General features: G+C 70.4%; 22 protein-coding genes. 12 read left to right on the top strand and 10 right to left on the bottom strand.

Annotated features, from left to right (window positions below; translation table 11 throughout):
- The first annotated feature begins 2 nt into the window (after nucleotides 1-2).
- On the top strand, nucleotides 3-257 hold the full coding sequence (locus tag ASE56_RS05645; protein ID WP_056226099.1) for a three-helix bundle dimerization domain-containing protein: 255 nt from the start codon (nucleotides 3-5) through the stop codon (nucleotides 255-257).
- Between the two features lies 1 nt (nucleotide 258).
- On the opposite strand, the gene ASE56_RS05650 is transcribed toward ASE56_RS05645, so the two are convergent.
- Complete coding sequence (locus tag ASE56_RS05650) at nucleotides 259-570, bottom strand: hypothetical protein (protein WP_056226102.1); 312 nt, start codon at nucleotides 568-570, stop codon at nucleotides 259-261.
- A gap of 112 nt (nucleotides 571-682) precedes the next feature.
- On the opposite strand from ASE56_RS05650, the gene ASE56_RS05655 reads away from it, so the two are divergent.
- Nucleotides 683-1,000 carry a hypothetical protein gene (locus tag ASE56_RS05655; protein WP_056226105.1) on the top strand — a complete coding sequence of 106 codons (318 nt, stop codon included), beginning with the start codon at nucleotides 683-685 and terminating at the stop codon, nucleotides 998-1,000.
- Nucleotides 1,001-1,003: 3 nt separating this feature from the next.
- Here ASE56_RS05655 and ASE56_RS05660 read toward each other — a convergent pair whose 3' ends face one another.
- Nucleotides 1,004-1,330 (bottom strand): hypothetical protein, encoded by a 327-nt coding sequence (locus ASE56_RS05660; protein ID WP_056226107.1) that lies wholly within the window; start codon nucleotides 1,328-1,330, stop codon nucleotides 1,004-1,006.
- A 119-nt stretch (nucleotides 1,331-1,449) separates the two neighbouring features.
- Between ASE56_RS05660 and ASE56_RS16865 the strand changes: the two genes are divergently transcribed.
- The 7 genes from ASE56_RS16865 to treZ all read left to right on the top strand — a co-directional run bounded on the left by ASE56_RS16865 (nucleotide 1,450) and on the right by treZ (nucleotide 10,213).
- On the top strand, nucleotides 1,450-1,596 hold the full coding sequence (locus tag ASE56_RS16865) for a hypothetical protein (RefSeq protein WP_156371620.1): 147 nt from the start codon (nucleotides 1,450-1,452) through the stop codon (nucleotides 1,594-1,596).
- Nucleotides 1,597-1,639: 43 nt separating this feature from the next.
- Nucleotides 1,640-2,317 carry a GTP pyrophosphokinase family protein gene (locus ASE56_RS05665; protein ID WP_056226111.1) on the top strand — a complete coding sequence of 226 codons (678 nt, stop codon included), beginning with the start codon at nucleotides 1,640-1,642 and terminating at the stop codon, nucleotides 2,315-2,317.
- Nucleotides 2,318-2,338: 21 nt separating this feature from the next.
- A complete protein-coding gene (locus ASE56_RS05670; protein ID WP_056226115.1) occupies nucleotides 2,339-3,190 on the top strand; it encodes a hypothetical protein in 852 nt (283 codons plus the stop codon).
- Nucleotides 3,187-3,675: a hypothetical protein gene (locus ASE56_RS05675; protein ID WP_056226118.1), complete on the top strand. Its 489-nt coding sequence runs from the start codon at nucleotides 3,187-3,189 to the stop codon at nucleotides 3,673-3,675. The genes ASE56_RS05670 and ASE56_RS05675 overlap by 4 nt, the downstream gene beginning before the upstream one ends.
- 90 nt (nucleotides 3,676-3,765) lie before the next feature.
- Nucleotides 3,766-5,979: a glycogen debranching protein GlgX gene (gene glgX / locus ASE56_RS05680; protein ID WP_056228248.1), complete on the top strand. Its 2,214-nt coding sequence runs from the start codon at nucleotides 3,766-3,768 to the stop codon at nucleotides 5,977-5,979.
- A gap of 5 nt (nucleotides 5,980-5,984) precedes the next feature.
- Nucleotides 5,985-8,372 carry a malto-oligosyltrehalose synthase gene (gene treY, locus ASE56_RS05685; protein WP_056228251.1) on the top strand — a complete coding sequence of 796 codons (2,388 nt, stop codon included), beginning with the start codon at nucleotides 5,985-5,987 and terminating at the stop codon, nucleotides 8,370-8,372.
- Nucleotides 8,373-8,461: 89 nt separating this feature from the next.
- Nucleotides 8,462-10,213, top strand: a complete 1,752-nt coding sequence (gene treZ, locus ASE56_RS05690; protein ID WP_056226121.1) for a malto-oligosyltrehalose trehalohydrolase — start codon at nucleotides 8,462-8,464, stop codon at nucleotides 10,211-10,213.
- 54 nt (nucleotides 10,214-10,267) lie between these two features.
- Here the strand turns inward: treZ and ASE56_RS05695 are convergent, their stop codons facing one another.
- Nucleotides 10,268-11,386, bottom strand: coding sequence for an ROK family transcriptional regulator (locus tag ASE56_RS05695; protein WP_056226124.1), 1,119 nt, complete (start codon nucleotides 11,384-11,386; stop codon nucleotides 10,268-10,270).
- A gap of 59 nt (nucleotides 11,387-11,445) precedes the next feature.
- Between ASE56_RS05695 and ASE56_RS05700 the strand changes: the two genes are divergently transcribed.
- A complete protein-coding gene (locus ASE56_RS05700; protein ID WP_056226127.1) occupies nucleotides 11,446-13,593 on the top strand; it encodes an alpha-galactosidase in 2,148 nt (715 codons plus the stop codon).
- A gap of 6 nt (nucleotides 13,594-13,599) precedes the next feature.
- Here ASE56_RS05700 and ASE56_RS05705 read toward each other — a convergent pair whose 3' ends face one another.
- Nucleotides 13,600-14,646 carry a sodium:calcium antiporter gene (locus ASE56_RS05705; RefSeq protein ID WP_056226130.1) on the bottom strand — a complete coding sequence of 349 codons (1,047 nt, stop codon included), beginning with the start codon at nucleotides 14,644-14,646 and terminating at the stop codon, nucleotides 13,600-13,602.
- A gap of 134 nt (nucleotides 14,647-14,780) precedes the next feature.
- Between ASE56_RS05705 and ASE56_RS16870 the strand changes: the two genes are divergently transcribed.
- The gene (locus ASE56_RS16870; RefSeq protein ID WP_156371621.1) at nucleotides 14,781-14,969 is read left to right on the top strand and encodes a hypothetical protein; all 189 of its coding nucleotides are present in this window, start codon (nucleotides 14,781-14,783) and stop codon (nucleotides 14,967-14,969) included.
- 54 nt (nucleotides 14,970-15,023) lie between these two features.
- On the opposite strand, the gene ASE56_RS05710 is transcribed toward ASE56_RS16870, so the two are convergent.
- The 3 genes from ASE56_RS05710 to ASE56_RS05720 all read right to left on the bottom strand — a co-directional run bounded on the left by ASE56_RS05710 (nucleotide 15,024) and on the right by ASE56_RS05720 (nucleotide 17,345).
- Nucleotides 15,024-15,839: a tryptophan-rich sensory protein gene (locus ASE56_RS05710; RefSeq protein WP_056226134.1), complete on the bottom strand. Its 816-nt coding sequence runs from the start codon at nucleotides 15,837-15,839 to the stop codon at nucleotides 15,024-15,026.
- Nucleotides 15,840-15,954: 115 nt separating this feature from the next.
- Nucleotides 15,955-16,683 (bottom strand): GMP synthase, encoded by a 729-nt coding sequence (locus ASE56_RS05715; RefSeq protein WP_056226136.1) that lies wholly within the window; start codon nucleotides 16,681-16,683, stop codon nucleotides 15,955-15,957.
- 86 nt (nucleotides 16,684-16,769) lie between these two features.
- Nucleotides 16,770-17,345 (bottom strand): LysR substrate-binding domain-containing protein, encoded by a 576-nt coding sequence (locus ASE56_RS05720; protein ID WP_235556935.1) that lies wholly within the window; start codon nucleotides 17,343-17,345, stop codon nucleotides 16,770-16,772.
- A gap of 191 nt (nucleotides 17,346-17,536) precedes the next feature.
- Here ASE56_RS05720 and ASE56_RS05725 point away from each other — a divergent pair, with 191 nt between their 5' ends.
- Nucleotides 17,537-17,923 carry a DUF1304 domain-containing protein gene (locus tag ASE56_RS05725; protein WP_056228255.1) on the top strand — a complete coding sequence of 129 codons (387 nt, stop codon included), beginning with the start codon at nucleotides 17,537-17,539 and terminating at the stop codon, nucleotides 17,921-17,923.
- 79 nt (nucleotides 17,924-18,002) lie between these two features.
- On the opposite strand, the gene ASE56_RS05730 is transcribed toward ASE56_RS05725, so the two are convergent.
- The 3 genes from ASE56_RS05730 to ASE56_RS05740 form a co-directional block, all read right to left on the bottom strand.
- A complete protein-coding gene (locus tag ASE56_RS05730) occupies nucleotides 18,003-18,410 on the bottom strand; it encodes a transferase (RefSeq protein WP_056226142.1) in 408 nt (135 codons plus the stop codon).
- Between the two features lie 240 nt (nucleotides 18,411-18,650).
- Complete coding sequence (locus ASE56_RS05735; protein WP_056226145.1) at nucleotides 18,651-19,427, bottom strand: DNA-formamidopyrimidine glycosylase family protein; 777 nt, start codon at nucleotides 19,425-19,427, stop codon at nucleotides 18,651-18,653.
- Nucleotides 19,420-24,093: an ATP-dependent helicase gene (locus tag ASE56_RS05740; protein ID WP_056226148.1), complete on the bottom strand. Its 4,674-nt coding sequence runs from the start codon at nucleotides 24,091-24,093 to the stop codon at nucleotides 19,420-19,422. Before ASE56_RS05740 ends, ASE56_RS05735 begins: the two co-directional genes overlap by 8 nt.
- Nucleotides 24,094-24,137 lie beyond the last annotated feature (44 nt).

Genomic DNA, 24,137 nt, shown 5'->3' on the forward strand with positions numbered 1-24,137 from the left:
CCATGGACGAGAGCGCAAGCGACGCGGTTTCCCCCGCGACCGGTGCCGACCTCGTCCATCAGGTGGACGGAATAGAGGTCGCCTCTTTCCGTGCCGTCATCGCCCGGCTGAGGACCGACTATCCGCTCGAGGATCCGTCGCGGATCGAAGCCGTCGTGCTGCGCGAATGGGAGGCCTTCTCGGCGGGGCGCCCCCTGGTCGTGCCCATCGCCGTCGAAGAGGGGGCTCGCGAGATCCTGGGCCTCCCGCGGGACTGATTCAGGAGCCGCGGGGTTCCGGCTCGTCGACCAACAGCAGACCGCCCGACGAGTTCGCGGAGGTGGCCAGCGCTTCGATCCACGCGCGACTGAGCAGCGCGGGTTCGGGCTCGTCGAAGACGAACCGCAGCGGAATCGAGGGGTGCAGCCACACGGTGCTGCGTCCCACCTCCTGGTCGGGCCCGTGCGTCCACGACAAGGTGAAGCTCTCGCCGCGGCGGAGCTTGGTCGCGATGACGACCTTGACGTGAGCCAGAGCGCGATCCTCGATGTCGATCGGCGTCGCGACGTCGCCGTAGTAGAGCGTTCCCACACGAGTACGTTAGTCGGGCCCCGAGAGCCTCCCCGGCGGGGTTGATTCGCGCGACGCGACGTGGCATCCCGGAAAGCGGCTGAAGGTGCGTTCCTCGGATAGGCTCGGTCGCATGGGCAGATTCATCTACGACACCGTTGCCAATGCGGTCGACATCGATGACCGCACGCTTGCGCACTTGCGCATCGTCGTGATGAACAAGCTTCGGCGCTCCGAGTCGTTCATGTTCGACGTCGAGGTCGGCGACGGCAGCGGTCGTCGCAGCTTCTGGATGCACCCCTCGGTGCCGATCCAGTTCCACTTCTACGGCAGCCGCCAGCCCCGCATCAACCGCGTCTGGGTCGAAGACCTCATGCTCGCGGCCTCGGGCCCCAACGGCCTGGCGATCACGCCCGAGCCCAGCGAAGACGCCCTCGTCGAAGAGGGCTGAGCGCTAGCTCTTCTCCGTCTGCTCCGCCGGGGTGATGTCCTCGGGCACGAGCATGATGCCGCCCGAGGAGTTCGCCGAATCGGCCAGCCGCTCGATCCACTCGCGGCTCAGCGTCGTCGGCTCGCTGTCGTCGAAGACGAAGCGCAGCGGGATGGCGGGGTGCAGCCAGAGCGTGCTGCGGCCGCGTTCCTCGTCGTCGCGGTGCCGCCACGACAGCGTGAAGCTCTCGCCGCGGCGCAGCTTCGTCGAGATGACGACTTTGAGGTGAGCCAGGGCGCGGTCTTCGATGTGCACCGTCGTGCCGCTGCCGCCGTAGTGAATGGTCCCCATGCGGCCCACGATACGCCAGGGGGCGTCACAGGTACGCGGCGGGAGGCCAGGTGTCAAGACCGCCGGGCGTGGCGGCGGCTCCTGGCACAGTAGGGGGTGTTGCACGGAAGGAGGGCGCCGTGACCAATCCCCCTATGCCTCGGAACCCCGAATCGGGGAACGACCCGGACGATCTGCCCGAGGTGTTCCACGGCTTGATCGGCATCGACGTCGTCGACGGCGAGTTGCTGCCGCGTGCCGGCGGCATCGAACCCCGCCGGACCTGACGCTCCCAGCGACCTCGTAGTCGTGTTCGCTAGCGTCGACCCCATGTCGGACCCGCTGGACGAACAGCAGATCACCGTCTCGAGCGCGGCCCTGCGGGCGATGCGCGACGAGTTCCAGCGGTTCCTGATGGAGTACCGCTTCGGGCTCGCCGAGGTCGAGACGAAGATTTCCATCCTGCGCGAAGAGTTCCAGGAAATGCACGCGTACAACCCCATCGAGCACGTCTCGAGTCGTGTGAAGTCGCCGGACAGTCTGGTCGACAAGGTGCGGCGCAAGGGCATCGAAACCGACTTCGACTCCATTCGCGCGTCGATCACCGACATCGCCGGCATCCGCGTGACCTGCAGCTTCATCGATGACGCCTATCGGCTCTCGAAGCTGCTCACGCGGCAGGACGACATCACCGTGCGCGACGTCAAGGACTACATCGCGCACCCGAAGCCCAACGGGTACAAGAGTCTGCACGTGATCGTGGAGGTGCCCGTCTTCCTGTCGACCGGCCGCGTGGACGTGCCCGTCGAGGTGCAGTTCCGGACGATCGCCATGGACTTCTGGGCGAGTCTCGAGCACAAGATCTATTACAAGTACGATCGGCTGGTTCCCGACGACCTCCTCGCCGAGCTGAAGAACGCCGCCGATACCGCGGCCGAGCTCGACACGAGGATGGAGCGCTTGCACCGCGAGATCCGCGGCGCGCACCCCGGGGTGGTCTCGCTCTGACGAGGGCGACACAATGGATCGATGAGCGACGACGACGCCCGCCTGGACGAGGTCGCCGCCGAACTTCTCGCTCTTCCGCCCGCGAGGTTCACCGCCGCCCGCAATGACCGCGCCGCCGAGGGCGGGGCGCTGGGGCGGAGGATCGCCAAGCTGCGCAAGCCCACGGTCGCCGCGTGGGCGGTCAACCTGCTCGTACGCGACGGTCAGCTCGGCGAGGCCGTGGAGCTGTCCCGCGCTCTGCACGAAGCGCAGGACGACCTGGATGCCGCGGAGCTCGGGCGACTGGGGCGGCAGCGTCGACAGTTGGTCGCCGCCCTCGCCCGCCGCGCGGGTGAGCTCGCCGCCGAGGCCGGGACCCCCCTGAGCGCGGCGATGTCGGACGCCGTCGAGAAGACCGTGAACGCCGCGGTGGTCGACGAAACGGTCGCGGCGGCCGTGCTGACGGGGCGCTTGACCTCGGCGATCGACCTCGCCGAGATGGGCGACGGAACGCTCGCGGAGGCGGTGGCCGGCTCCGTTCCCGCGGCCATCCCGCAGGCTGCCGCCCCGCGCGACGACCTCGCCGCGCGTCGCGCGCGGAAGGCCGCGGAACGAGCCGTCCGTGAGGCGGAGCGGGCCAGAGCCGACGCCGAGCGCGAGAGCACCGCCGCCGGGCGGCGTGTGGATACGGCGGCGGAACGGGCCGCCCGCGCTCGAGAGCGCGTGGACGGCCTGCGAGCCGATCTCGCGCGCGCCGAGAAAGAGGCGGACGCGGCCGACGAGGTGCTGATGCAGCGCCAGGATGAGCAGACTCGGGCTCGCGAGTCCGTGCGTGCGGCGTCGGAAGCCGTCGAGCGCGCCGAAGCCGCTCGTGACGAAGGAACGGATCGATGAGCGACTCACCCCTCTCCGCGGTGCTCGACGAGGCGCGCGCGCGTCTGTCCGGGGCGCCGCGAGAACGTCTCGGCGAGCTGCAGGAGGGGCGCCGGCTGCTCGGCATCCCTCGTTCGGCCCGTATCGCGCCGCGCGGCACGGCCTGGCATCTCGGTGTCCTGCTGCTGACCGACGACGCTGTGCTGGCGACCGGCGACATCGTGCGCTCGCGTGCGGAAGTGCGTCGCGGATTCGCGGCCGAATCGCAACGCCGTCGCGCCGAACTCGCCGCCGCGGCCGCACGGGGCGGAGTCCCCGAGGGCGAGACGATCCACATCGAGTGGCGCACCATCGATCCGGACGCGGTGGGGGAGTCGTCCACCCCCGTGGCGATCCGCGGAGGCGAGCTCCTCGTGCGGTGGAGCGCCGCCGGAGGGTTCATGCCCCTCGACCGGTATCTCGCGGAACGCATCGAGCTGCTGCGGCATCCGCCCGAACGCGCATAGAGACCCGCGCGCATAGTCGGGGGTGGGGTGGGTGTCAACTGCCGTGACCACGGAGGTTCGCGGAAACGACGCTGGTCTATCGTGAGCGACGTGCAGCAGGTATGGCCAGGATCCAGTTATCCCCTCGGGGCCACTTACGACGGTAACGGGACGAACTTCGCCCTGTTCAGTGAAGGAGCGGAGAAGGTAGAGCTCTGCCTCTTCGAGGAAGACGGAACGGAGACGTGCTTCGAGCTGATCGACGTCGACGCGTTCGTCTGGCACGCCTACCTCCCCAACATCCAGCCGGGGCAGCGCTACGGCTACCGCGTGCACGGGGAGTACGACCCCGCGAACGGCAAGCGCTTCAACCCCGCGAAGCTGCTCCTCGACCCGTACGCGAAGGCCGTCGAGGGCCAGGTCGACTGGGGGCAGGCGGTCTTCAGCTACGAGTTCGGCGACCCCGACTCGTTCAACGACGAGGACTCCGCCGCCCACATGATGAAGGGCGTCGTCATCAACCCGTTCTTCGACTGGTCGGGCGACCGTCAGCCGAAGATCCCCTACGCCGAGTCGTTCATCTACGAGGCCCACGTGCGCGGCCTCACCCAGCTGCACCCCGACGTGCCCGAGGAGCTGCGCGGCACCTACGCCGGCATCGCCCACCCCGCCGTCATCGAGCACCTCAAGAAGCTCGGCATCACCGCGATCGAGCTCATGCCGGTGCACCAGTTCGTCAACGACTCCACCCTCGAAGAGAAGGGGCTGTCGAACTACTGGGGCTACAACACCATCGCGTTCCTCGCCCCGCAGAACACCTACTCCTCGACCGGCGACCACGGTCAGCAGGTGCAGGAGTTCAAGGCCATGGTCAAGGCTCTGCACGCCGCCGGCATCGAGGTCATTCTCGACGTGGTCTACAACCACACCGCCGAGGGCAACCACATGGGCCCGACCCTGTCGATGCGCGGCATCGACAACGAGGCGTATTACCGCCTCGAAGACGACGACAAGCGGTACTACACCGACTACACCGGCACCGGTAACAGCATGAACGTGGGCAACCCCCACACGCTGCAGCTGATCATGGACTCGTTGCGCTACTGGGTGCTCGAGATGCACGTCGACGGCTTCCGCTTCGACCTCGCCTCGACCCTCGCGCGTGAGTTCTATGAGGTCGACCGCCTCGCGGCCTTCTTCGAGCTCGTGCAGCAGGACCCGATCGTCTCGCAGGTCAAGCTCATCGCCGAGCCGTGGGACGTGGGCCCCGGCGGCTACCAGGTCGGCAACTTCCCGCCCCAGTGGACCGAGTGGAACGGCAAGTACCGCGACACCGTCCGTGACTTCTGGCGTGGCGAGCCGCAGGCCCTGGGCGAGTTCGCCTCGCGCCTCACCGGCTCCGCCGACCTGTACGAGCACTCCGGTCGCTTCCCCGTGGCATCCATCAACTTCGTCACCGCCCACGACGGCTTCACGCTGCGCGACCTCGTGTCGTACAACGAGAAGCACAACGAGGCCAACGGCGAAGACAACAACGACGGCGAATCGCACAACCGCTCGAGCAACATGGGCGTCGAAGGTCCCACCGACGACCCCGAGGTGCTCAAGCGCCGTGCGCAGCAGCAGCGCAACTTCATCGCGACGCTGCTACTGAGCCAGGGTGTGCCGATGCTGCTGCACGGCGACGAGCTCGGTCGCACGCAGGGCGGCAACAACAACGGCTACGCGCAGGACAACGAGATCACCTGGGTGGACTGGTCGAACATCGACACCCCGCTGATCGAGTTCACCGCCGCCCTCGCGCGACTGCGCAAGCAGCACCCCACCTTCCGCCGCAGCCGGTTCTTCGACGGTCGCCCCGTGAAGATGGAGGAGGGTGCGCCCATCCCCGACGTGGTGTGGTTGCGTCCCGACGGTTCGCTCATGCAGCCCGAGGACTGGGACAACGGCTTCGGTCTGGCGGTGGGGATCTTCCTCAACGGCCAGGGCATCCGCGAGCGCGACCGCCGCGGCGAGTCCATCAGCGACGACCACTTCCTCGTGCTGTTCAACGCGGGCGACGACACGGTCGACTTCCGGCTGCCCGACTTCGAGTACGCCCCCAAGTGGGACGCCTACGTCGACACCGCGGGCGAGCGCGCGAACACCGAGCCGCTCAACCCCGGCGAGACGTTGCCGCTCGAGCCGAAGTCGCTGATCGTCCTGCGCGAGCACCACCTGCCCGAGCCCGAGGTCGACCACTCGGTCGCGGCCTCGCTCACGGCGCAGATCCAGATCATCGGCACCGACGACCTGCCCGGCCAGGCGCCCAAGCCGGAGCTGTGACCGAGATGCGACATCCGCTTTCGACCTACCGCCTGCAGATCCGCGAATCGTTCACCCTCGACGACGCCGCCGAGGTCACGGACTACCTCCGTGACCTCGGGGTCTCGTGGGCGTACCTCTCGCCGATCCTCGTGGCCACCCCGGGCTCCGACCACGGCTACGACGTCGTCGACGTCACGCGCGTCGACCCCGCCCGCGGCGGTGCCGAGGGTCTCTCGCGCTTCGTCGAGGCGGCGCGCGCGAAGGATCTGGGCATCCTGATCGACATCGTGCCCAACCACATGGGCGTCTCCGAGCCGCGCGCGAACGCGTGGTGGTGGGACGTCCTGCGCCAGGGGCGCGACTCGGCGCACGCCGACGCGTTCGACATCGACTGGGAGTTCGGCGGCGGCAAGGTGCGCGTCCCCGTGCTCGGCGATCACCTCGACGCGGTGATCGATGAGATCTCGTACGACCCGACACCGGCCGACGACGCCCCCGACGGGCTGATCCGCTACTACGACCACGAGTTTCCGGTCGCCCCGGGAACGGGGTCGTCGGACCTCGGCATCCGGGCTCTGCTCGATGCGCAGAACTTCGAGCTGCGCTTCTGGCAGGACGAAGCGGCCGACCTCAACTACCGCCGCTTCTTCGCCGTGACGACGCTCGCGGGCGTGCGCGTCGAGCGGCCCGAGGTGTTCGAGGCGACCCACGTCGAGATCCTGCGCTGGGTGCGCGAGGGTCTGGCCGACGGCCTGCGCGTGGATCACCCCGACGGGCTCGTCGACCCCGGCGGGTACCTCGACCGCCTCTCGGCCGCCCTGAGGGACGCGAGTGACGACGAGGTCGGCTACGTGCTCGGCGAGAAGATCCTCGAGCACGGCGAAGCCCTGCCCTCGTGGTGGAAGACCGCCGGCACGACCGGGTACGACGCGCTCGCCGAGATCGACCGCGTGCTCACCGATCCCGCGGGCGAGGTGCCGCTCGACGCCCTGGATGCGCGACTGCGCACCGAGAGCGACCTGCCCGCCCTGACCGGCTGGCACGACCTCATCCACGACACCAAGCGCAAGATAGCCGACTCCATCCAGGTGTCGGAGATCCGCCGCATCGTGCGCGGCCTCCCCGCCGAGCTGCGTGAGGAGTTCGAGGCCGAGGTGCTGCAGGACGCCCTCGCCGAGATCCTCGCGTGCTTCCCCGTCTACCGGTCCTACCTCCCCGCGGGTCGCGCGCACCTCGACGCCGCCGCGGGCGAGGCGGAGATCCGCCGCCCCGAGCTCGACGACGTGATCGAGAAGCTCGTGCCGGCGCTCTCCGACACCGACCTCGAGATCGCGTGGCGATTCCAGCAGACGACCGGGCCCGTGATGGCGAAGGGCGTCGAAGACACGGCGTTCTACCGCTACACGCGCCTCGGGTCGCTCACCGAGGTGGGCGGCGATCCGGGTCAGTTCGCGCTCGACGTGCACGGCTTCCACATCGCGCAGGCGCTGCGCCACGCGTCGTGGCCGACAGCGATGACGACCCTCTCGACGCACGACACCAAGCGCGGCGAGGACACGCGTGCGCGCATCGCCGTGCTCGCCGAGATCCCCGAGAAGTGGGCCGCGCACCTCGAGGAGTTCCGCGGCATCGCCTCGACAGGGCACGGTCCCTTCGACGCCCTGCTGTGGCAGGCCATCGTCGGGGCGTGGCCGGCATCGGCATCCACCCCCGAAGGTCTCACGGACTACCGCGAACGCCTGCACGCCTACGCCGAGAAGGCCGCGCGCGAGGCGAGCGAGGTCACCGGCTGGTGGGAGCAGGACGAGGCCTTCGAAGAGCGCATGCACGCGCTGGTCGATGCGGCCACCGGTCCCGCCGCCGAGCGCGTGCGCGCGTTCGTCGACGAGATCTCGGCCGACGGCTGGTCGAACGGTCTCTCGGCCAAGCTGCTGCAGATCCTCGGCCCGGGCGTCCCCGACGTCTACCAGGGCTCGGAGCTGTGGGAGCAGTCGCTGGTCGACCCCGACAACCGTCGCCCGGTCGACTTCGCCGAGCGTCGACGTCTGCTCGCCTCGATCGACGGGACGGATGCCGTGCGCCCGCCCATCGACGGGACCGGGGCCGCGAAGCTACTTGTGACCTCTCGCGCGCTCCGGGTGCGGAACGACGTGCCGCTCGACGTCTACCGTCCGCTCGAAGCTGCCGGCGTGGCATCCGATCACGTCGTCGCGTTCGACCGCGGCGGGGTGTTCGCGGTCGCGACGCGCCTGCCCCACGGCCTGCGCACCGCGGGCGGCTGGCGCGACACGGTGCTGCTGCTGCCCGACACGCTGGTCATCGACGTGCTCACGGGCAAGCAGTACCAGGGCGGTCCGACCCGCCTCGCCGACCTTCTCGCGACCTACCCGGTCGCTTTGCTGATCTCCTGACCCGTCCCCGCGCGTGAGGGGTCATTTCTTGTCGCCTCGCGCTCGTCTCAGCGACAATTTCTGACTCCTCACGCGAAGGAAGAACCCCCATGAGCATCGACGTCTGGGCACCCAAGGCCGACCGCGTGCGACTGCGCCGACTCGACGACAGCGGCGACACCGTCGTCGAAGACGTGGAGATGTCGGCGGATGCCGGCGGGTGGTGGACCGCGCCGGTCGATCTCGCCGACGGGGAGCGCTACGGCTTCGTGCTCGGCGACGGAGACGACCTTCGTCCCGACCCGCGCTCGCGGCGCCAGCCCGGCGGCGTGCACGAGGCATCGGCGTGGTTCGACCCCTCGGTCTACGCGTGGAACGACGCCGCCTGGACGGGCAAGCAGCTCGCGGGCGGGTTGATCTACGAGCTGCACCTCGGCACCTTCACCCCCGAAGGGACCCTGGATGCCGCGATCGGCCGCCTCGACCACCTCGTCGACCTCGGCGTCACCCACGTGGAGCTGCTGCCGGTGAACGGCTTCAACGGCACGTGGAACTGGGGCTACGACGGGGTGCTCTGGTACACCGTGCACGAGGCCTACGGCGGGCCCGAGGCCTACCAGCGCTTCGTCGACGCCGCCCACGCCGCGGGGCTCGCCGTGATCCAGGACGTCGTCTACAACCACCTCGGACCCTCGGGCAACTACCTGCCCCTCTTCGGCGAGTACCTCCGCGAGGGCAGCCGCAACACCTGGGGCGACTCGGTCAACCTCGACGAAGATGCGGTGCGCGCCTACATCGTCGAGAACGCGCTGATGTGGATGAGCGATTACCACGTCGACGGTCTGCGCCTCGATGCCGTGCACGCGCTGCTCGACCACCGCGATCCGCACGTGCTGCAGGAGATCGCCGAGCGCACCGACGCCCTGTCGGCGCACCGCGGCGTGCCGCTCACGACCATCGCCGAGAGCGACATGAACGACCCGAAGTTGATCCTCCCGCGTGAGGCCGGCGGCTACGGACTCACCGCGCAGTGGTCGGATGACTGGCACCACACCGCCCACGTCGCCCTGACTGGGGAGACGATCGGGTACTACGAGGACTTCGCCGACCTCGACGCGTTCCGCAAGGTGAGCGAGGGCGGCTTCTTCCACGACGGCACCTACTCGACCTTCCGCGAGGAGAAGCACGGCAAGCCCATTCCCGCCGACGTGCCGAACTGGCGCCTGGTGACCTTCGCGCAGGACCACGACCAGATCGGCAACCGCGCCGCCGGCGACCGCCTCTCGCAGACGCTCGACTACGACCGTCTCGCCGCGGCCGCCGTGCTCACGCTGACGGCTCCCGGCACGCCGATGCTGTTCATGGGCGAGGAGTGGGGCGCCACCACCCCGTGGCAGTTCTTCACCTCGCACCCCGAGCCCGAGCTCGGCAAGGCCACCGCCGAGGGGCGCATCGCCGAGTTCGAGAAGATGGGCTGGGACGAGTCGACGGTGCCCGACCCGCAGGACCCCTCGACGTTCGAGAACTCGAAGCTCGACTGGGACGAGCTGGGCGAGGGCGACCACGCCCAGCTGCTCGGTCTGTACCGCGAGCTCGCGAAGATCCGTCGCGAGCGTCCCGAGCTCACCGACCCCTCGCGCGAGGGCCTGTCGGCTACCGCTCGCGAGGCCGAGGGCGGGCGCGTGTATGAACTGCGTCGCGGCGCCCTCCTCGTCGTCGTGAACCTGTCGGATGCCGAGGCCTCGGCCTCCGCGGCATCCGATGTTCGTGTGCTGCTGGCCACCGCCGAGGGCGTCGTGCTCGACGGGACGACGCTGACCGTGCCCGCCGGCGCGAGTGCGATCGTGGCGCCGGCTCTCTGACCCCCGATCGACGGCCCCGTCCCCTCGAGGGGCGGGGCCGTCGGCGTGCGCGGGTCAGTCGGTGAGCGAGATGCGGCCCATGGCGGCCTGGATCGCCACCGCCGCGGCTCCCCGTGCCCAGGCGGAGAAACCCGAGCGGTCGGGGTGGATCGAGACGGCGGATGCCGAGCGCTCGCGGCCGCGCGCGAGGGACGCCTCGACCCGGTCGCGCACCAGATCGAACGCCTCGACGCCCTCTCCGGCGAGCACGATGTCGGACTGCAGTGACAGGTTGGCGGCGAGGGCGCAGAGGGTTCCGAGGGCGTCGCCCGCGGCATCCATGACGGTGCGTGCGGCGGGGTCGTCGGCGCGGGCGAGCGAGAGGGCGTCGTCATACGAGACGGAACGGCGGAGTGCCTGGGACACCTGCGAACTGATCGCGGTGGTCGTCAGCAGGGCGGCGGCGCAGCCACGGTGCCCCTCGGGGCAGGGGGGTCCGTCCGCGACGAGCGGGAGGTGGCCGACGGTGCCGACCCCGGCATCGGGCGTGCGCACGGTGCGCCCGTCGATGACGAGGCCGAAGCCCACGCCCGCGCCGACGGTCACGATCGCGAAGCCCGGCAGGGCGCGGCCTACCCCGAACCAGCGCTCGGCCTCGGCGAGGGCGACCACGTCGTTCTCGAGCGCGACCGGCACGTCGAGGCGCGCCGCGAGCGCGTCGGCGAAGGCGACGTCGCGCCAGCCGAGGAAGGGAGCGTCGACGGCGACCCCGTCGCGCACCGCGCCGCCCAGGCTCACGCCGACCCCGCGGACATCGCTCAGTCCGAGGGCACCGACCGCGGCAGCGGTCTCGTCGATCACGTGCTCGGGTGTCGAGCCCGTCAGGCGGCGGTCGGCGCGCTCGCGCACCTCGGCGCGGATGTCGGTGGCGACGAGGTAGAGGTGGTCGCCGGTGAGCTTGACGCCGACGAACGTGCCCGCGGTGGGCGAGATGTCGAGGGGTCGCGAGGGGCGACCGACCGAGCCGTCCACCTCGTCGTCGAGTTCGATCAGGATGCCGGCGTCCACCAGGGGGCGGGTCAAGCGGGTGAGGCTCGGCGGCGACAGGTGCAGGCGCGCGGCGAGGGCGCGGCGCGAGAGGGGGCCGTGGGTCAGCACGGCACGGGCGACGGCGGCCTCGCTCTCGGTGAGCATCGCGCCCCTCCCGCTCTCCCGCGGCAGGCGGGCATTTGTTCCGTGGTAGAAATAATGCCATGTCGCACACCGTCGTCGCACTCGAGACCGCTTCGGCGGCGCACCTCCGCGCCGGAGGCACCAGCGTCGTCGTCGACCTCACCGCGCAGCCCGCGCCCGCCATCATCCACTGGGGGCCCGACCTCGGCGCCCTCGATGTCGAGACGCTTTCGTCGATGGCCGTTGCGGCGCGTCCGCAACGCGTCTCGGGGGGCATCGACCAGACGCCCCGCCTCACGATCGTGCCGACGGCCGCGGCCGGCTGGCCCGGCGCTCCCGGATACGAGGGAGGGCGCGGCGGCGTCGTGCAGGGAACGGTGTTCTCGCTGGCATCCATCCACTCCGCCGTCGATGCCCTGACGCTGCACCTCGTCGACGAGCAGCGCGCTCTGCGTCTGCGCGCGGAGCTGCGAGTCGATGCCGCGGGCCTGTTTTCGCAGCAGCTCACCGTGGTCAACGACGGGGCCGACGACCTCGTCGTCTCGACGCTGCAGCCGAGCTTCCCGCTGCCCTGGGAGGCCACCGAGATCCTCGACGCCACCGGCCGCCACCTGCGCGAGCGCTCGTCGCAGCGCCACGCCTTCACCTTCGGCACGCACTTGCGCGAGAGCCGTCGCGGTCGCCCCGGTGCCGACGCGACCCTGCTGCTGGCCGCCGGGCGTCCGGGCTTCGGGTTCGAGGCGGGTCTGGTGCACGGCATCCACGTCGCGTGGAGCGGCAACCAGCGCGTGTTCGCCGAGCGGCTGCCGCTGGGTGAGGCGCTGCTCGCGGGCGGCGAGATGGCCGCGTGGGGCGAGATCGTGCTCGCACCGGGCGCTGAGGTCTCGTCGCCGCTCGTCTACGGGTCGTGGGGCGACGGTCTCGACCAGCTCGCCGCGCGCTTCCACGACACCTGGCGCGCCCGGCCGCAGCACCCCGAGCGCCCGCGCCCGATCACGCTCAACACGTGGGAGGCGGTGTACTTCGACCACCGCCTGCCGAAACTGCGGCAGCTCGCCGACGTTGCCGCCGAGATCGGCGTGGAGCGGTTCGTGCTCGACGACGGGTGGTTCCGCGGCCGTCGCGACGACACCGCGGGCCTCGGCGACTGGTTCGTCGACGAGGGCGTGTGGCCCGAAGGGCTGAGCCCGCTCGCCGACCACGTCACGGGCCTGGGCATGGAGTTCGGGCTGTGGTTCGAGCCCGAGATGCTCAACCCCGACAGTGACGTCGCCCGCGCGCACCCCGAGTGGATCCTGCGCGGACGCGACGAGCTCCCGCCGTCGGCACGCCAGCAGCAGGTGCTGAACCTCGCCCACCCCGGCGCCTACGCGTACATCCTCGAGCGAATGACCGAGGTGCTGCGGGCCTACCCGATCGCGTACGTGAAGTGGGACCACAATCGGGATCTCGTGGATGCCGCGACCGGCCCCGGCGGCGGCTCGGCCGTGCACGCCCACACGCTCGCCGTGTACCGGCTCATCGACGAGCTCAAGGCGACCTTCCCGGGTCTCGAGATCGAGAGTTGCGCCTCAGGTGGGGCGCGCGTCGACCTCGGCATCCTGGACCGCACCGACCGCATCTGGACGAGTGACTGCCTCGACCCGGTCGAGCGGCTCGAGACGCAGCGCTACACGGCGCTGGTGGTGCCGCCCGAGATGATGGGCATGCACCTGACCACCCCGCACGTGCACTCGACGAGCCGCACGGTCTCGCTCGCGTTCAGCGGAGCCGTCGCGCTGTTCGGGCACTTCGGCATCGAGTGGGACCTCACCACGCTCGACGAGCGCGACCGCGCCGTCGTGGGGGAGTGGGTGGCTCTCGCGCGGCGCGTGCGACCGCTGGTGGCGACGGGGCGTCTCGTGAACGTCGACGTCGTCGACCCCGGCCTGGACGTGCGCGGCGTGATCGCGGCCGATCGCGATCACGCCTTCTTCACGATCGCGCAGACGCAGACCCTCATCGCCTCGCCCGCGGGGCGCGTGCGCCTGCCGGGTCTCGACCCCGACCGCGCGTACCGGGTGCGGCTCGTGACGCCGGGCGGTCTGGTGCAGGAGCCCGCTCAGTCGCCCCTGCCGTGGGCCCACCACGACACCGTGCTCACCGGGCGCCAGCTCGCGGCATCCGGGATCCGCCCGCCCGTGCAGAACCCCCAGCAGGCGGTGGTGGTCGAGCTGACGGCCGGCTGAGCCCCGTCAGGCGGAGATGGCGAACAAGCCGCCGATGCCCACGGCATAGAGCACGAGGACGACGAACGAGTCGACGCCCATCCCGAGCAGGCGTCGCTGCGGGCGGAAGATCAGGCCGACCACGTACACGAGGGTCAGCAGAGCGGCGAGAGCCGTCAGGTAGATGTCGGCTCCGTTGGCCTGAGGGAGCACCGCCGCGCCCGAGATGACGGTCGCGAGCAGGAAGAGTACCGGCAAGAAGGCATTGCCGCCGAAGATGTCGCTGATCGCGAGGTTGTCGTCGCCCTGACGGATAGCCTGCAGGCCCGTGGAGATCTCGGGAAGAGAGGTCGCGAGAGCGAGCACGGTCGCCCCGAAGAGCACCCCCGACAGCCCGATCTGCGACGACGCCGCATCTCCCGCGCGCTCGAGCACCACGCCCGCGACGAGGGTGGCGAGGGCGGAAATCGAGAAGACGAGGGCCGCCTTCTTCGTGCTCATCGCCTTCGCCGGATCCTTCTTCTGCGGCTTCGGTGCGGCATCCGGTGCTCGCCCGTCCTCGTGCCAGGGCAGGTGCTTCCCGGCCCGCTGAACGAGGACCAACCCCACGATCCACAGTGCGGCGATCAGCACGACGTCGGGGGTGAGCCGCAGCACTTCGAGCCCGCTCGGAAGCTGGCTCCCCGCGATGACGACGGCGAGGATCGCGACGACGACGAGACCCTCCAAGACGAGGGTGAGGGATGCCGCGCGGTAGGTCAGCGGCTTCACGCCGCGGCCGCGCTTGCCGAAGGCGTCGAGGATCACGAGCACGACCGTCTGCAGGGCGATCCCGCCCAGGATGTTGCCCACCGCGACCTCGAGGTTGCCCGACACGGCCGCTGACACCGTGATCGCGATCTCGGGCAGGTTGGTCGCCACGGCGAGAACGATCAGGCCTCCGAGCGCGCTGCCCAGGTGCAACCGGGCATCCAGCACGTCGGTCGCCTTCAACAGCTGGATCCCGGCGACCCACACCACCGCCGCCGCGGCGACGAAGATCACGACGAGCAGGAAGAACGGCAACGAGTCCACCGCCCGATTACACTCCCCGCGCCCCTCGCATCCGATCCGCTTGCGCACGAGGCGTCGGAGGCGTACGCCCAGCGGGGTTGACCTCCCCGGCGGGGGGTGGAAGCGTGGGCCGTCATCTCCCGAAGGAGCGGAACATGGATGCCGGACTCGTCGCAGCTCTATCGACAAGTGGTCTCGTGGTGATCGCCGTGACCGTGGTGATCCTCGCCGCGGTCAACCGATCGGGGGGAGCGCGAGGCGCGTCACGCCATCGTCCCGACAGTGAGCTCGGCCGAGCCCGTGAGGAAATCCAGCGTCAGATCGACCTCGGTCGAGGCTTCTGAGGGCTGCGACCGCGCGCAGAACCGTCGACGGCGAGACCGCCGGGCGGATCCGGCTCAGTCGACGCTCGGCCGGATCAGACGCAGCACGCTGACGATCGCCGGCGGCAGCAGCACGACCGCGGCCACGACGATCGCGGTCGCACCGATCGGGCCGCTCTGCGGTTCCCCGGTGAAGCGCTCCACGGCGAGCCAGCTCAAACCCCACGCGAGGGCGATCGCGGGTGTCACGCGCCACGAGCTGCGCCACGCGATCGCCAGGCCGATGAGGGCCACCACGATCAGGACCGCGATGCCGATGGCATCCGCTGCGCTCTCCCACTCGGCCGGCACGATGGTCGTCAGCCACGAGGCGGTGTTGGCGACGGTCGCCAGGGTGACCCAGCCGAGGTGCAGGCCCGTGACGCCGTCGATGAGCACGGAGTCGACGACACCGCCGCGCGGCTCGCGCGTGGCGACGGCGATCCGGAAGGTCCAGCCGAGAGCGGCGAGCAAGAGCACGATCACGACGACGGTGAGGACGAGCGTGCCGAAGCGCGCCGCCACGAGCCACAGTCCGTTCAGCGTCATCGTCAGGGCGATCAGCCAGCCGAGGGCGCGCTGCCGCGGGTTCGTGCGTTGGCCCGGAAGTGCCTGCCAGATCGAGTAGACGATCAGGCCGAGGTAGATGATCGACCAGATCGAGAACGCGGGGCCGGCGGGCGCGAGGTACGAACCGTCGGTGTTGAGCGCGCCGCCCTGCTGGTCCTGCACGGCGGTGTTGCCGAAGGCGCCCGCGCCGATGACGGCCGCGATCAGCATGAACGACACCGCGGAGAGGACGACGATCTGACGAGCGAGGTCCGAGCCCCGCCACTGAGCTGTTGCGTTCATATCTAGAACACTAGAAAAGCTAGGTAAATGTGGCTCTCGGGGTTGACATCAGCCCGGACGGCGCCGCCGCCCCGCGATCCCCCTCGGTCGAGCCCCCACCGGGGGCTCGGCCGCATCAGGCCGCGACGGAACGCGCGGCGAACGAGCGCAGCAAGCGCGTCGGCTGCTCGACCGAGGCGGTACGCACGTGAGCGGACACCTCATCGAACGCGTCGGCATCGAAGTAGCCCGCTTCGCGATAGACGACCATTCGCTCCACGAAGGCGTCGGTGGTCGGCTCGGGATGGAACTGCGTGGCCCACAGCCCGGCCCCCGCACGATACGCCTGCACGGGGCAGGCGTCGTTCTCGGCGAGCAGGACGGCGCTCGGCGGCACGGTCGCCGTGCCCTCTTTGTGCGCGGTCAGCGCCTCGAAGCGAGGTTCCAGGATGCCGAACAGCTCGTCGTCTCGGCCGGCCGCGGTGAGCGCGATGTCGGTGGGACCCGTTCCTTCGGGGTGCAGGAGACTCACACGACCGCCGAGGAGGCGCGTCACGACGCCGATGCCGAAGCAGGTGAACAGTGCGTTCGTGCGGCCCTCGATCGCCACCGCGGCGAGGCGTTCCAGATCGCGCTCGAGACGACGCTGGTCGTCGGTCTTGTCGGGGTCGGTGACGTTGAAAGGGCTGCCCCCGACCACCACCGCCGCGTATCGGTCCTGGTCTTCAGGGAGCGGAGCGCGGACGAGATCGTGGTGCACGAGGTCCTCATCGCGCACGCCGAGACCGTCGCGGAACGACGCCCACTCGGCCACGGCCGCCTCACGCTGCGGGCGGACGCAGACGTAGAGAAGAGAACCGGTCATCCCGGAATTCTACGCGCGCGCTCTCGCGTCGGATCGGGGGGTGACACGCGGCGAAACGTGGGTGCGCGGCCCTCACGGACGCAGGGTCAGCGGGACGATCGCGCCGTGCGACCGCGCACGACGCCCACGAACGTCTCCACATCCGGGGTCGTGCGGTCGCGAAGCCACGCAAGGGCGACGGTGGAGCGCGGGCCATCGCGCAGCACGCGGTATTCGACGTCACGTCGCTGGTGCGCACGAGCGAGCGACATCGGCACGACCACCACCCCCACCCCCGTGGCGACGGTCGCGATCGCCTCGGCGGTGTGGCTCGGAGGCGCGAACGCCGGAGCGATGGCATCCGGAACGGACAGGTGCAAGACGTCGTCCGCTGCCGCGATGACGACCTCGCCACGCAGGTCGGCGATGTCGAGCTCGTCGGCGGCGGTCAGATCGGAGTCGGTCGACATGACGACGACGGGCTCCTCTTCGTACAGGGGGATGACGTGGAGATCGTCGGACTCCTCGACGGGGAGGCGGACGAGCGCCGCATCGACCTCGGTGAGCGCCTCGAGCTGGGCGGAGACGGCGATCTCTCTGAGCTCGAGGGAGACGTGCGGCATCCGCTCGCGCCACAGCCCGATCCACTTGCCGGGCGTCGCGCCGGGGATCGCGCCCAGCACGAATTCACGTGGCTCCTCGCGGGGCGGCGGAGCGGGGCGTTCGGCCTTCTGCTTCCGTTTCGGTGAGCGCGACCGTCCCGCCGCCGAAGACTTCGCGCCGGCGGCGCGTCGAGGCGCGCCACCTCGTCCGCGGGACCCGCTGCCTTTCGCCATGGCTCCAGGCTAGCCGCGGGACTAACGTTGGACGCGTGATCGGCATCCTGGCGCTCGTCTTCGCGGGACTCGCAGCCCTGCTCCATGTCTACATCTTCGTGCTCGAGAGCGTCCGGTGGACGCAGCCGAAGACGTGGAAGGTCTTCGGCATCGCCGACCAGCAGGCCGCCGACGTGACCAAGCCCATGGCGTACAACCAGGGTTTCTACAACCTCTTCCTCGCGGTCGGCGCGGCGATCGGCATCGTGTTCTGGGTGGTCAACGGCATCGGCGACGTCGCCGGACGCACGCTGCTCATCTTCTCGCTCGGGTCGATGCTCGCCGCAGCGCTCGTTCTCGTCACCTCGGGCAAGAAGTACCTCCGCCCCGCGAGCATCCAGGGGACGCTGCCGCTCATCGGCCTGATCCTGGCGATCTTCGCCTGAGGCGGACGAACCGCCGGCGCAAACGAAAACCCGCACGCTCCGAGGAGTCGTGCGGGTCGTTGCGCCCTTCGGGCAATGGTCAGGCGGCCAGGCGCAGGCCCCGCCGGTCGGTGGCGACCGCTTCACCGTCGTTGATGATCTCGTCGTCACCGATGAGCGAGCCCACCGCGATCCGAGCGTTGTGGCCGACCTGTGTGCGGACGCCGATGTGGGCGCCCGCGCCGATCACCGCTCCGGCGCAGATGTGCGCGTGCGGCTCGATGTGGGCCTCCGGGCCGATCACGGCGTCTGACTCGATCCAGGCACCGCGGCCGACACGAACACCCGCGGCGATCTGCACGCCGGGTTCGACGTAAGCGCCATTCTCGACCAGCGCCGACGGGTGGACCTTCGCGCCGTGCGCGACGAGTCCGCGACCATTGACGTGCTTGCGGTAACGCAGCGTCTCGCCGTGGTCGTTTTCGATGTCGATGTAGTTCTTTCCCACGATCCCCTCCGGTCGGCCATCGGGTTGAGCCGACGTGTATCACAACGGGTCGGGAATGGCGTTCATTCCCTCGAATGCTTCTTCGTCGCCGGTACCGTGATCGGTTTCCTCGATGTCGAGGAAAGGGAAGCGTCGGGGTGCGGCGCGGAGTTGTCCCCCTGTTTTCGCATGCTCGACGAAGCGAGCCGGGCGGGTTGACATGCGCCGTCGAATCAGTTGCTCACGCCCGCCCTCGCCCGGTCAGCCTGGCTGGCAGGTCGGGCACCAGTACACGTTCCGTTCGCTCGTCGCGGTGGCGCCGAGTGAGGTGGCCCGAATGGGAGTGCCGCAGCGGCGGCACGGTGCCCCCTCGCGCCCGTACACCCAGAAGCGCCGCCCGGGACGGTTGTCGCCGGTGAAGGTGCGCTCGGGACGGGGAAGATTGGCGCGGATCATGCGCTCGCCGAGGGCGATGGTCGCCTGGGCATCGATCTCGGTGGCCGGGGTGGTCGGCGCGATACCGCGGACGAACAGCAGCTCGTTCGCATAGACGTTGCCGAACCCCGCCACGTTCCGTTGGTCGAGGAGAGCAACGTGGGCGGCCCTCTCGTCGGCGGACACGCGTCGCACGGCCTCGGCTTCGTCCCAGTCGTCGGCGAGCAGATCGGGACCGAGGTGCCCGATCACGGTGTGCTCGTCGGCCGTGCGCAGAACCTCGACCATGGCCAGGTCGAAGCCGACGGCGTCCGCGCCCGACACACCGACGATCGCCCGAGCCTTGAAAGCGGGGCGTCGCCAGCGCTCTCCCGGCCGATAGACGTCCCACCGGCCCTCCATCTTGAGATGCGAGTGCAGCGTGTACCCGCCGATGCGGTGTAGGAGATGCTTGCCCCGCGCCGCCACCTCGTGCACCGTCTCGCCGCGGAGATCCGCGGTGGCGCTTCCGGGCACGCGGATGTCGAACCGCGTGACCACCTTGCCCGCGAGCGCCGCGGAGAGCTTCGCCGCGGCGCGGTACACGGTGTCGCCCTCAGGCACGAGCCGCCTCGCGCAGGGTGTCGCCCGCGGTGAGCTTCCGCAGGGTCAGCCCCTTCGGGGACTCGACGAATCCCGCCTCCCGCAGCGCCCGGCCGACCGCGGTGCCGTAGACGAACTCGCCGTTCACCTGCTCGACGGTGAGCGTCTCGAGCCGTCTCTTCTTCGCTGTCTCGGCGAGGTGACGTGCTGCCGCCTGCAGCGCGGGCTCCGCGTCGGTGAAGGCGAGGGCGCTGCGCCCCCCACGCTCGAGGTAGAGGGTCAGCTCGCCGTCGACGAGCACGACGAGACCTCCGGCCTTGCGGCCCGGTCGGTGGGTGACCCCTTCGATCGCGGGCCATCCGAGGGCGGCTCCGTACGGGTTGGCGGGGTCGGTGGCGGCGAGCGTCACCGTCCGCAGTGGTGGCGGGTCCGCGACCGCTGCGAACTCGCGCAGGCGATCGACGGTGGCGGAGGCGGCGAACTGCGCCGCGCCGAGCTTCTCGATCACGTATCCGCGTCGGCAGTGGCCCGCCTCTTCGAAGCCGGCGAGGATGCGGTACACCTGCGCGAAGCCGCCGGGAACCCCCTCGGACTGCACGGCCCCGCGCGTCACCACCCCGTAGCGATCGAGGAGGAGGCTCGCGGTCGCCGTGGCTCGGGCCGCCGGGTCGGCTTCGCGTTCGGGCAGCAGCGACCATCGACCGCCGAGGGACGGAGGTCGCGGCGCGGAGGTCGCGCGCGGCATGGTGGCGCCCCGGTACATGCGCGCGCGGGGGGCGCGCCGTGCCACGCGGTGCGACTGACCGCCGCCGCTCAGCAGGGTGCGGACCGGGGCGAAGGTGTCGTTCGTCACACGTCCGGCCCAGGTGAGGGCCCACAGGGCGTCGTTGACGGACTGCTCGTTCTGAGCTCCGGCCAGTTGCGTGAGCTGGGTGGCGAAGTAGGCGCCCCCGCCCTCGAGCGCGGTGAGGATGCGCGCCTCGAGCGAGTCGGGTGCGGGGTCGTCGGCGTCCTCGGGATCCTGCAGGGTGAAGGGCGCTGCCTCTGCCGGGTGCAAGGCGATCCACCCGTCGCGACCGGGAAGGGTGCCGTGCCCCGACCAGACCACTTCGCCGGTGGCGGTGAGCTCGTCGAGCAGGGCGGGGGAGTAGTCGGTGACGCGTGAGGGCAGGATGAGCGATTCCCAGGCGCTGGCCGGGATCGGGACACCCGCGAGCTGCTCGATCACCGCCAGCACCCCGTCGATGCCCTCGAGGGGGCGCCCGAGGTGCTGCCAGATGGGGAGGAAGCGCGCGTACGCGGCCGGAGGAACGGGCTCGACACTGCCGCGGATGGCCGCGAGGGAGCGCATGCGCAGTCGCCGGAGGACCTCGACGTCGCACCACTCGGTCTCGTCGCCCCGGTTTCCGCCCGAGGCTTCGGGCAGGAAGAAACCGCTGGACAGACGCCCCTGCGACTCGAGGCGCTGCAGTGTCAGCCGCGCGACCGCCACGCCGACGCCGAGGCGTTCGGCGACGGCATCGGTCGTGAACGGCGCGTGCGTGCGAGCGAAACGCGCGACGAGGTCGCCGAGCGGATCCGGGAACGGTTCGAGGAACGCGTTCGGGATGCCGACCGGCAGCGCCGCGCCGAGAGCGTCGCGGAGTCGCCCGGCGTCTTCGATCCCAGCCGTGCGGGAGACGCCCGCGATCGTCACGCGGATGGCGCGCCGGTCATCGACCAGGCTGGCGAGGTGCTGCTCGGCCTCGGCGAGCGCGTCTCCCTCGGTGTCGAGCCTCGCGGCCACCTCGGTGGCGTCGAGCGGACCGAGGATGCGCAGCAGATCGGCCACGCCTTCGACGCCGCGGGCCCGACGGTCGGGATCGAGGCGCTGGGCCTCGCGCTCGAACTGCGCGATGACGTCGGGGTCGAGCAGCTCGCGCATCTCGACCTTGCCGAGCAGCTCGCTCAGCAGTGCCGGGTCGACCGACAGGGCCGCGGCACGACGCTCGGCGAGCGGGGAGTCGCCCTCGTACATGAAGGCGCCGACGTAGCCGAAGAGCAGATCTCGGGCGTAGGGCGACGGCTGCGAGGTGGTGATCTCGACGAGGCGGATCTTGCGCTCGCCGATCTGTCGGGTCACGCGCAGAAGGGCGGGCAGATCGTAGACGTCCTGCAGGACTTCGCGGAGGGTCTCGAGGATGATCGGGAATGCCGGATGCCGCTTGGCCACCTCGAGCAGCTGAGCGGAGCGTTGCCGCTGCTGCCACAGCGGCGACCGGCGGTTCGGGTTCAAGCGCGGCAGGAGCAGCGCGCGGGCCGCGCACTCCCGGAAGCGCGAGGCGAACAGCGCGGATCCGCCCACCTCGTCGGTGACGATCTGCTCGAGTTCGTCGGCCTCGAAGACGAATAGGTCGGCCCCGGGCGGCTCGGCCGCGGCATCCGGAACTCGGGCGATGATGCCGTCGTCGCTCGCCACGGCCGCGCCCTCGACGCCGAGGCGCTCTCGGATGCGGGCGTTCACCGCGAGGGCCCAGGGGGAATGGACCTGCATGCCGTACGGGGAATGCAGGATGATGCGCCAGTCCCCGACCTCGTCGCGGCTGCGCTCGACGGTCAGCGTCTTGTCGGTGGGGAGGCTGCCGGTGGCCTCGCGCTGCTCGGCCAAGTACGCCAGCAGGTTGGTGATGGCGTTGTCGTCGAGGCCCGATTCGCGCAGGCGCTCCTCGGCCTTACCCCGGTCGGCGCCGGCGATGTCGCGCGAGAACTTGCCGAGAGCCTCTCCGAGTTCGGCCGGGCGACCGATGCCGTCCCCGTGCCAGAACGGGAGCTTGCCGGGCTGGCCGAAGGCGGGCAGCACGTTGACGCGGTCGTGGGTGATCTCGACGATGCGCCAGCTCGTGGTGCCGAGGGTGAAGACGTCGTTGACGCGCGACTCGTAGACCATCTCTTCGTCGAGCTCTCCGACGCGGGCGTTCTGCGACTCGCCCGCGACGAACACGCCGAAGAGGCCCCGGTCGGGGATCGTTCCGCCGCTGGTGACCGCGACGCGCTGCGCTCCGGGCCGGCCGGTGAGGGTACCGGCGTCGCGATCCCAGACCAGGCGGGGGCGCAGCTCGGCGAATTCGTCAGAGGGATAGCGACCGGCCAGGAGGTCGAGGGTGGCCTCGTACGCCGACCGGGGGAGCGAGCGGAACGGCGCGCTGCGCTTGACCGTCTCGAACCACTCCTCGACGTCGATCGCGCCGAGGGCCGAGGCGGCGACCGTCTGCTGCGCGAGGATGTCGAGCGGGTTCTGCGGGACCGAGATGGCCTCGATGCGCCCGGCGAGCATGCGCTCGGTGACCACGGCGGTGTGGAGGACGTCACTGCGGTGCTTGGGGAAGAGGGCCGCCCGGCTGACCTCGCCGACCTGGTGGCCGGCGCGTCCCACGCGCTGGAGGCCGGATGCCGCGCTGGGCGGCGATTCGACCTGGATGACGAGGTCGACCGAGCCCATGTCGATGCCGAGCTCGAGGCTGCTGGTCGCGACGACGCAGCGCAGCGCTCCCGACTTGAGCTCGTCCTCGACTTGGGCGCGCTGTTCTTTCGACACCGAGCCGTGGTGGGCCTTGGCGAGGATCGCGGCGACGCCCGCTGACGAGCCCGCCTGCGCCATCGTCGCGGCCGGAACCGTTGGCTCGGGCACGTCGATGCCCTGCCGCTCGGCGTAGATTTCGTTGAGTCGACCGGTCAGTCGTTCGGCCAGACGCCGCGAGTTCGCGAACACGATCGTCGAGCGGCGCTGGAGAATGCGGTCGACGATGGCCTCTTCGACGTGCGGCCAGACCGAGCCGGCCATCTCGGTGCTCTCGGGGCGCTCGGAGAACCACTCGCCGTCACCGGCTTCGTCGGGAGCCGGCGACCCCGGGGGCGGCGGCGGGTTGAGCATGTCGTCGATCGGCACCACGACCGAGAGGTCGAAGGCTTTGGTCGCCTTGGGGGCGACGATGTCGACGGGCTGCGCTCCGCCGAGGAAGCGGGCCACCTCGTCGATCGGACGCACGGTCGCCGAGAGTCCGATGCGCTGAGCCGGCGCGTCGAGCAGGGCGTCGAGCCGCTCGAGGCTCACGGCCAGGTGTGCGCCGCGCTTGGTGGCCGCGACCGCGTGCACCTCGTCGATGATCACCGTGTGCACGCCGCGAAGCGTCTCGGCCGCCTGGCTCGTGAGCATGAGGTAGAGCGACTCGGGCGTGGTGATGAGGATGTCGGGAGGCGCGGTCACGAGCTTGCGGCGGTCGCTCGAACTCGTGTCACCCGAGCGGACGCCCACGGTCACCGAGGGCACCTCGATCCCGAGACGGCGCGCGGACTGCCCGATCCCGACGAGAGGCGAGCGGAGGTTCCGCTCGACGTCGACGCCGAGGGCCTTCAGCGGCGAGATGTACAGGATGCGGGTGGTGGTCGGCGGTGCTTTCGGGGCGGCCTTCTTGCCGCGGCGTGCGGGAGCGGCATCCGGAACCTCGGGGCCCTTCTCGCGGAACACCCGGTCGATCGCGAAGAGGAAGGCCGACAGCGTTTTTCCCGAACCGGTGGGCGCGACCACGAGCGCGTTGCGGCCCGACGACACGGATTCCCACGCGCCCTTCTGAGCGTTGGTCGGCGCCGAGAACGCTCCACGGAACCAGTCCTGCGTCGCAGGACCGAATCTCTCCAACACGTCGGCCATGCCGACATCCTCTCCCGGACCTCCGACATCGGGTCGGGGTTGAC

This window comes from Microbacterium sp. Leaf203 (assembly GCF_001421275.1).
Classification (GTDB): domain Bacteria; phylum Actinomycetota; class Actinomycetes; order Actinomycetales; family Microbacteriaceae; genus Microbacterium; species Microbacterium testaceum_A.

Coding starts and splice junctions, on each gene's coding strand:
- ASE56_RS05645 (WP_056226099.1), top strand. CDS start 3: ATGGACGAGAGCGCAAGCGACGCGGTTTCCCCCGCGACCGGTGCCGAC.
- ASE56_RS05655 (WP_056226105.1), top strand. CDS start 683: ATGGGCAGATTCATCTACGACACCGTTGCCAATGCGGTCGACATCGAT.
- ASE56_RS05660 (WP_056226107.1), bottom strand. CDS start 1,330: ATGGGGACCATTCACTACGGCGGCAGCGGCACGACGGTGCACATCGAA.
- ASE56_RS05665 (WP_056226111.1), top strand. CDS start 1,640: ATGTCGGACCCGCTGGACGAACAGCAGATCACCGTCTCGAGCGCGGCC.
- ASE56_RS05670 (WP_056226115.1), top strand. CDS start 2,339: ATGAGCGACGACGACGCCCGCCTGGACGAGGTCGCCGCCGAACTTCTC.
- ASE56_RS05675 (WP_056226118.1), top strand. CDS start 3,187: ATGAGCGACTCACCCCTCTCCGCGGTGCTCGACGAGGCGCGCGCGCGT.
- treY (WP_056228251.1), top strand. CDS start 5,985: ATGCGACATCCGCTTTCGACCTACCGCCTGCAGATCCGCGAATCGTTC.
- treZ (WP_056226121.1), top strand. CDS start 8,462: ATGAGCATCGACGTCTGGGCACCCAAGGCCGACCGCGTGCGACTGCGC.
- ASE56_RS05695 (WP_056226124.1), bottom strand. CDS start 11,386: ATGCTCACCGAGAGCGAGGCCGCCGTCGCCCGTGCCGTGCTGACCCAC.
- ASE56_RS05700 (WP_056226127.1), top strand. CDS start 11,446: ATGTCGCACACCGTCGTCGCACTCGAGACCGCTTCGGCGGCGCACCTC.
- ASE56_RS16870 (WP_156371621.1), top strand. CDS start 14,781: ATGGATGCCGGACTCGTCGCAGCTCTATCGACAAGTGGTCTCGTGGTG.
- ASE56_RS05710 (WP_056226134.1), bottom strand. CDS start 15,839: ATGAACGCAACAGCTCAGTGGCGGGGCTCGGACCTCGCTCGTCAGATC.
- ASE56_RS05715 (WP_056226136.1), bottom strand. CDS start 16,683: ATGACCGGTTCTCTTCTCTACGTCTGCGTCCGCCCGCAGCGTGAGGCG.
- ASE56_RS05740 (WP_056226148.1), bottom strand. CDS start 24,093: ATGGCCGACGTGTTGGAGAGATTCGGTCCTGCGACGCAGGACTGGTTC.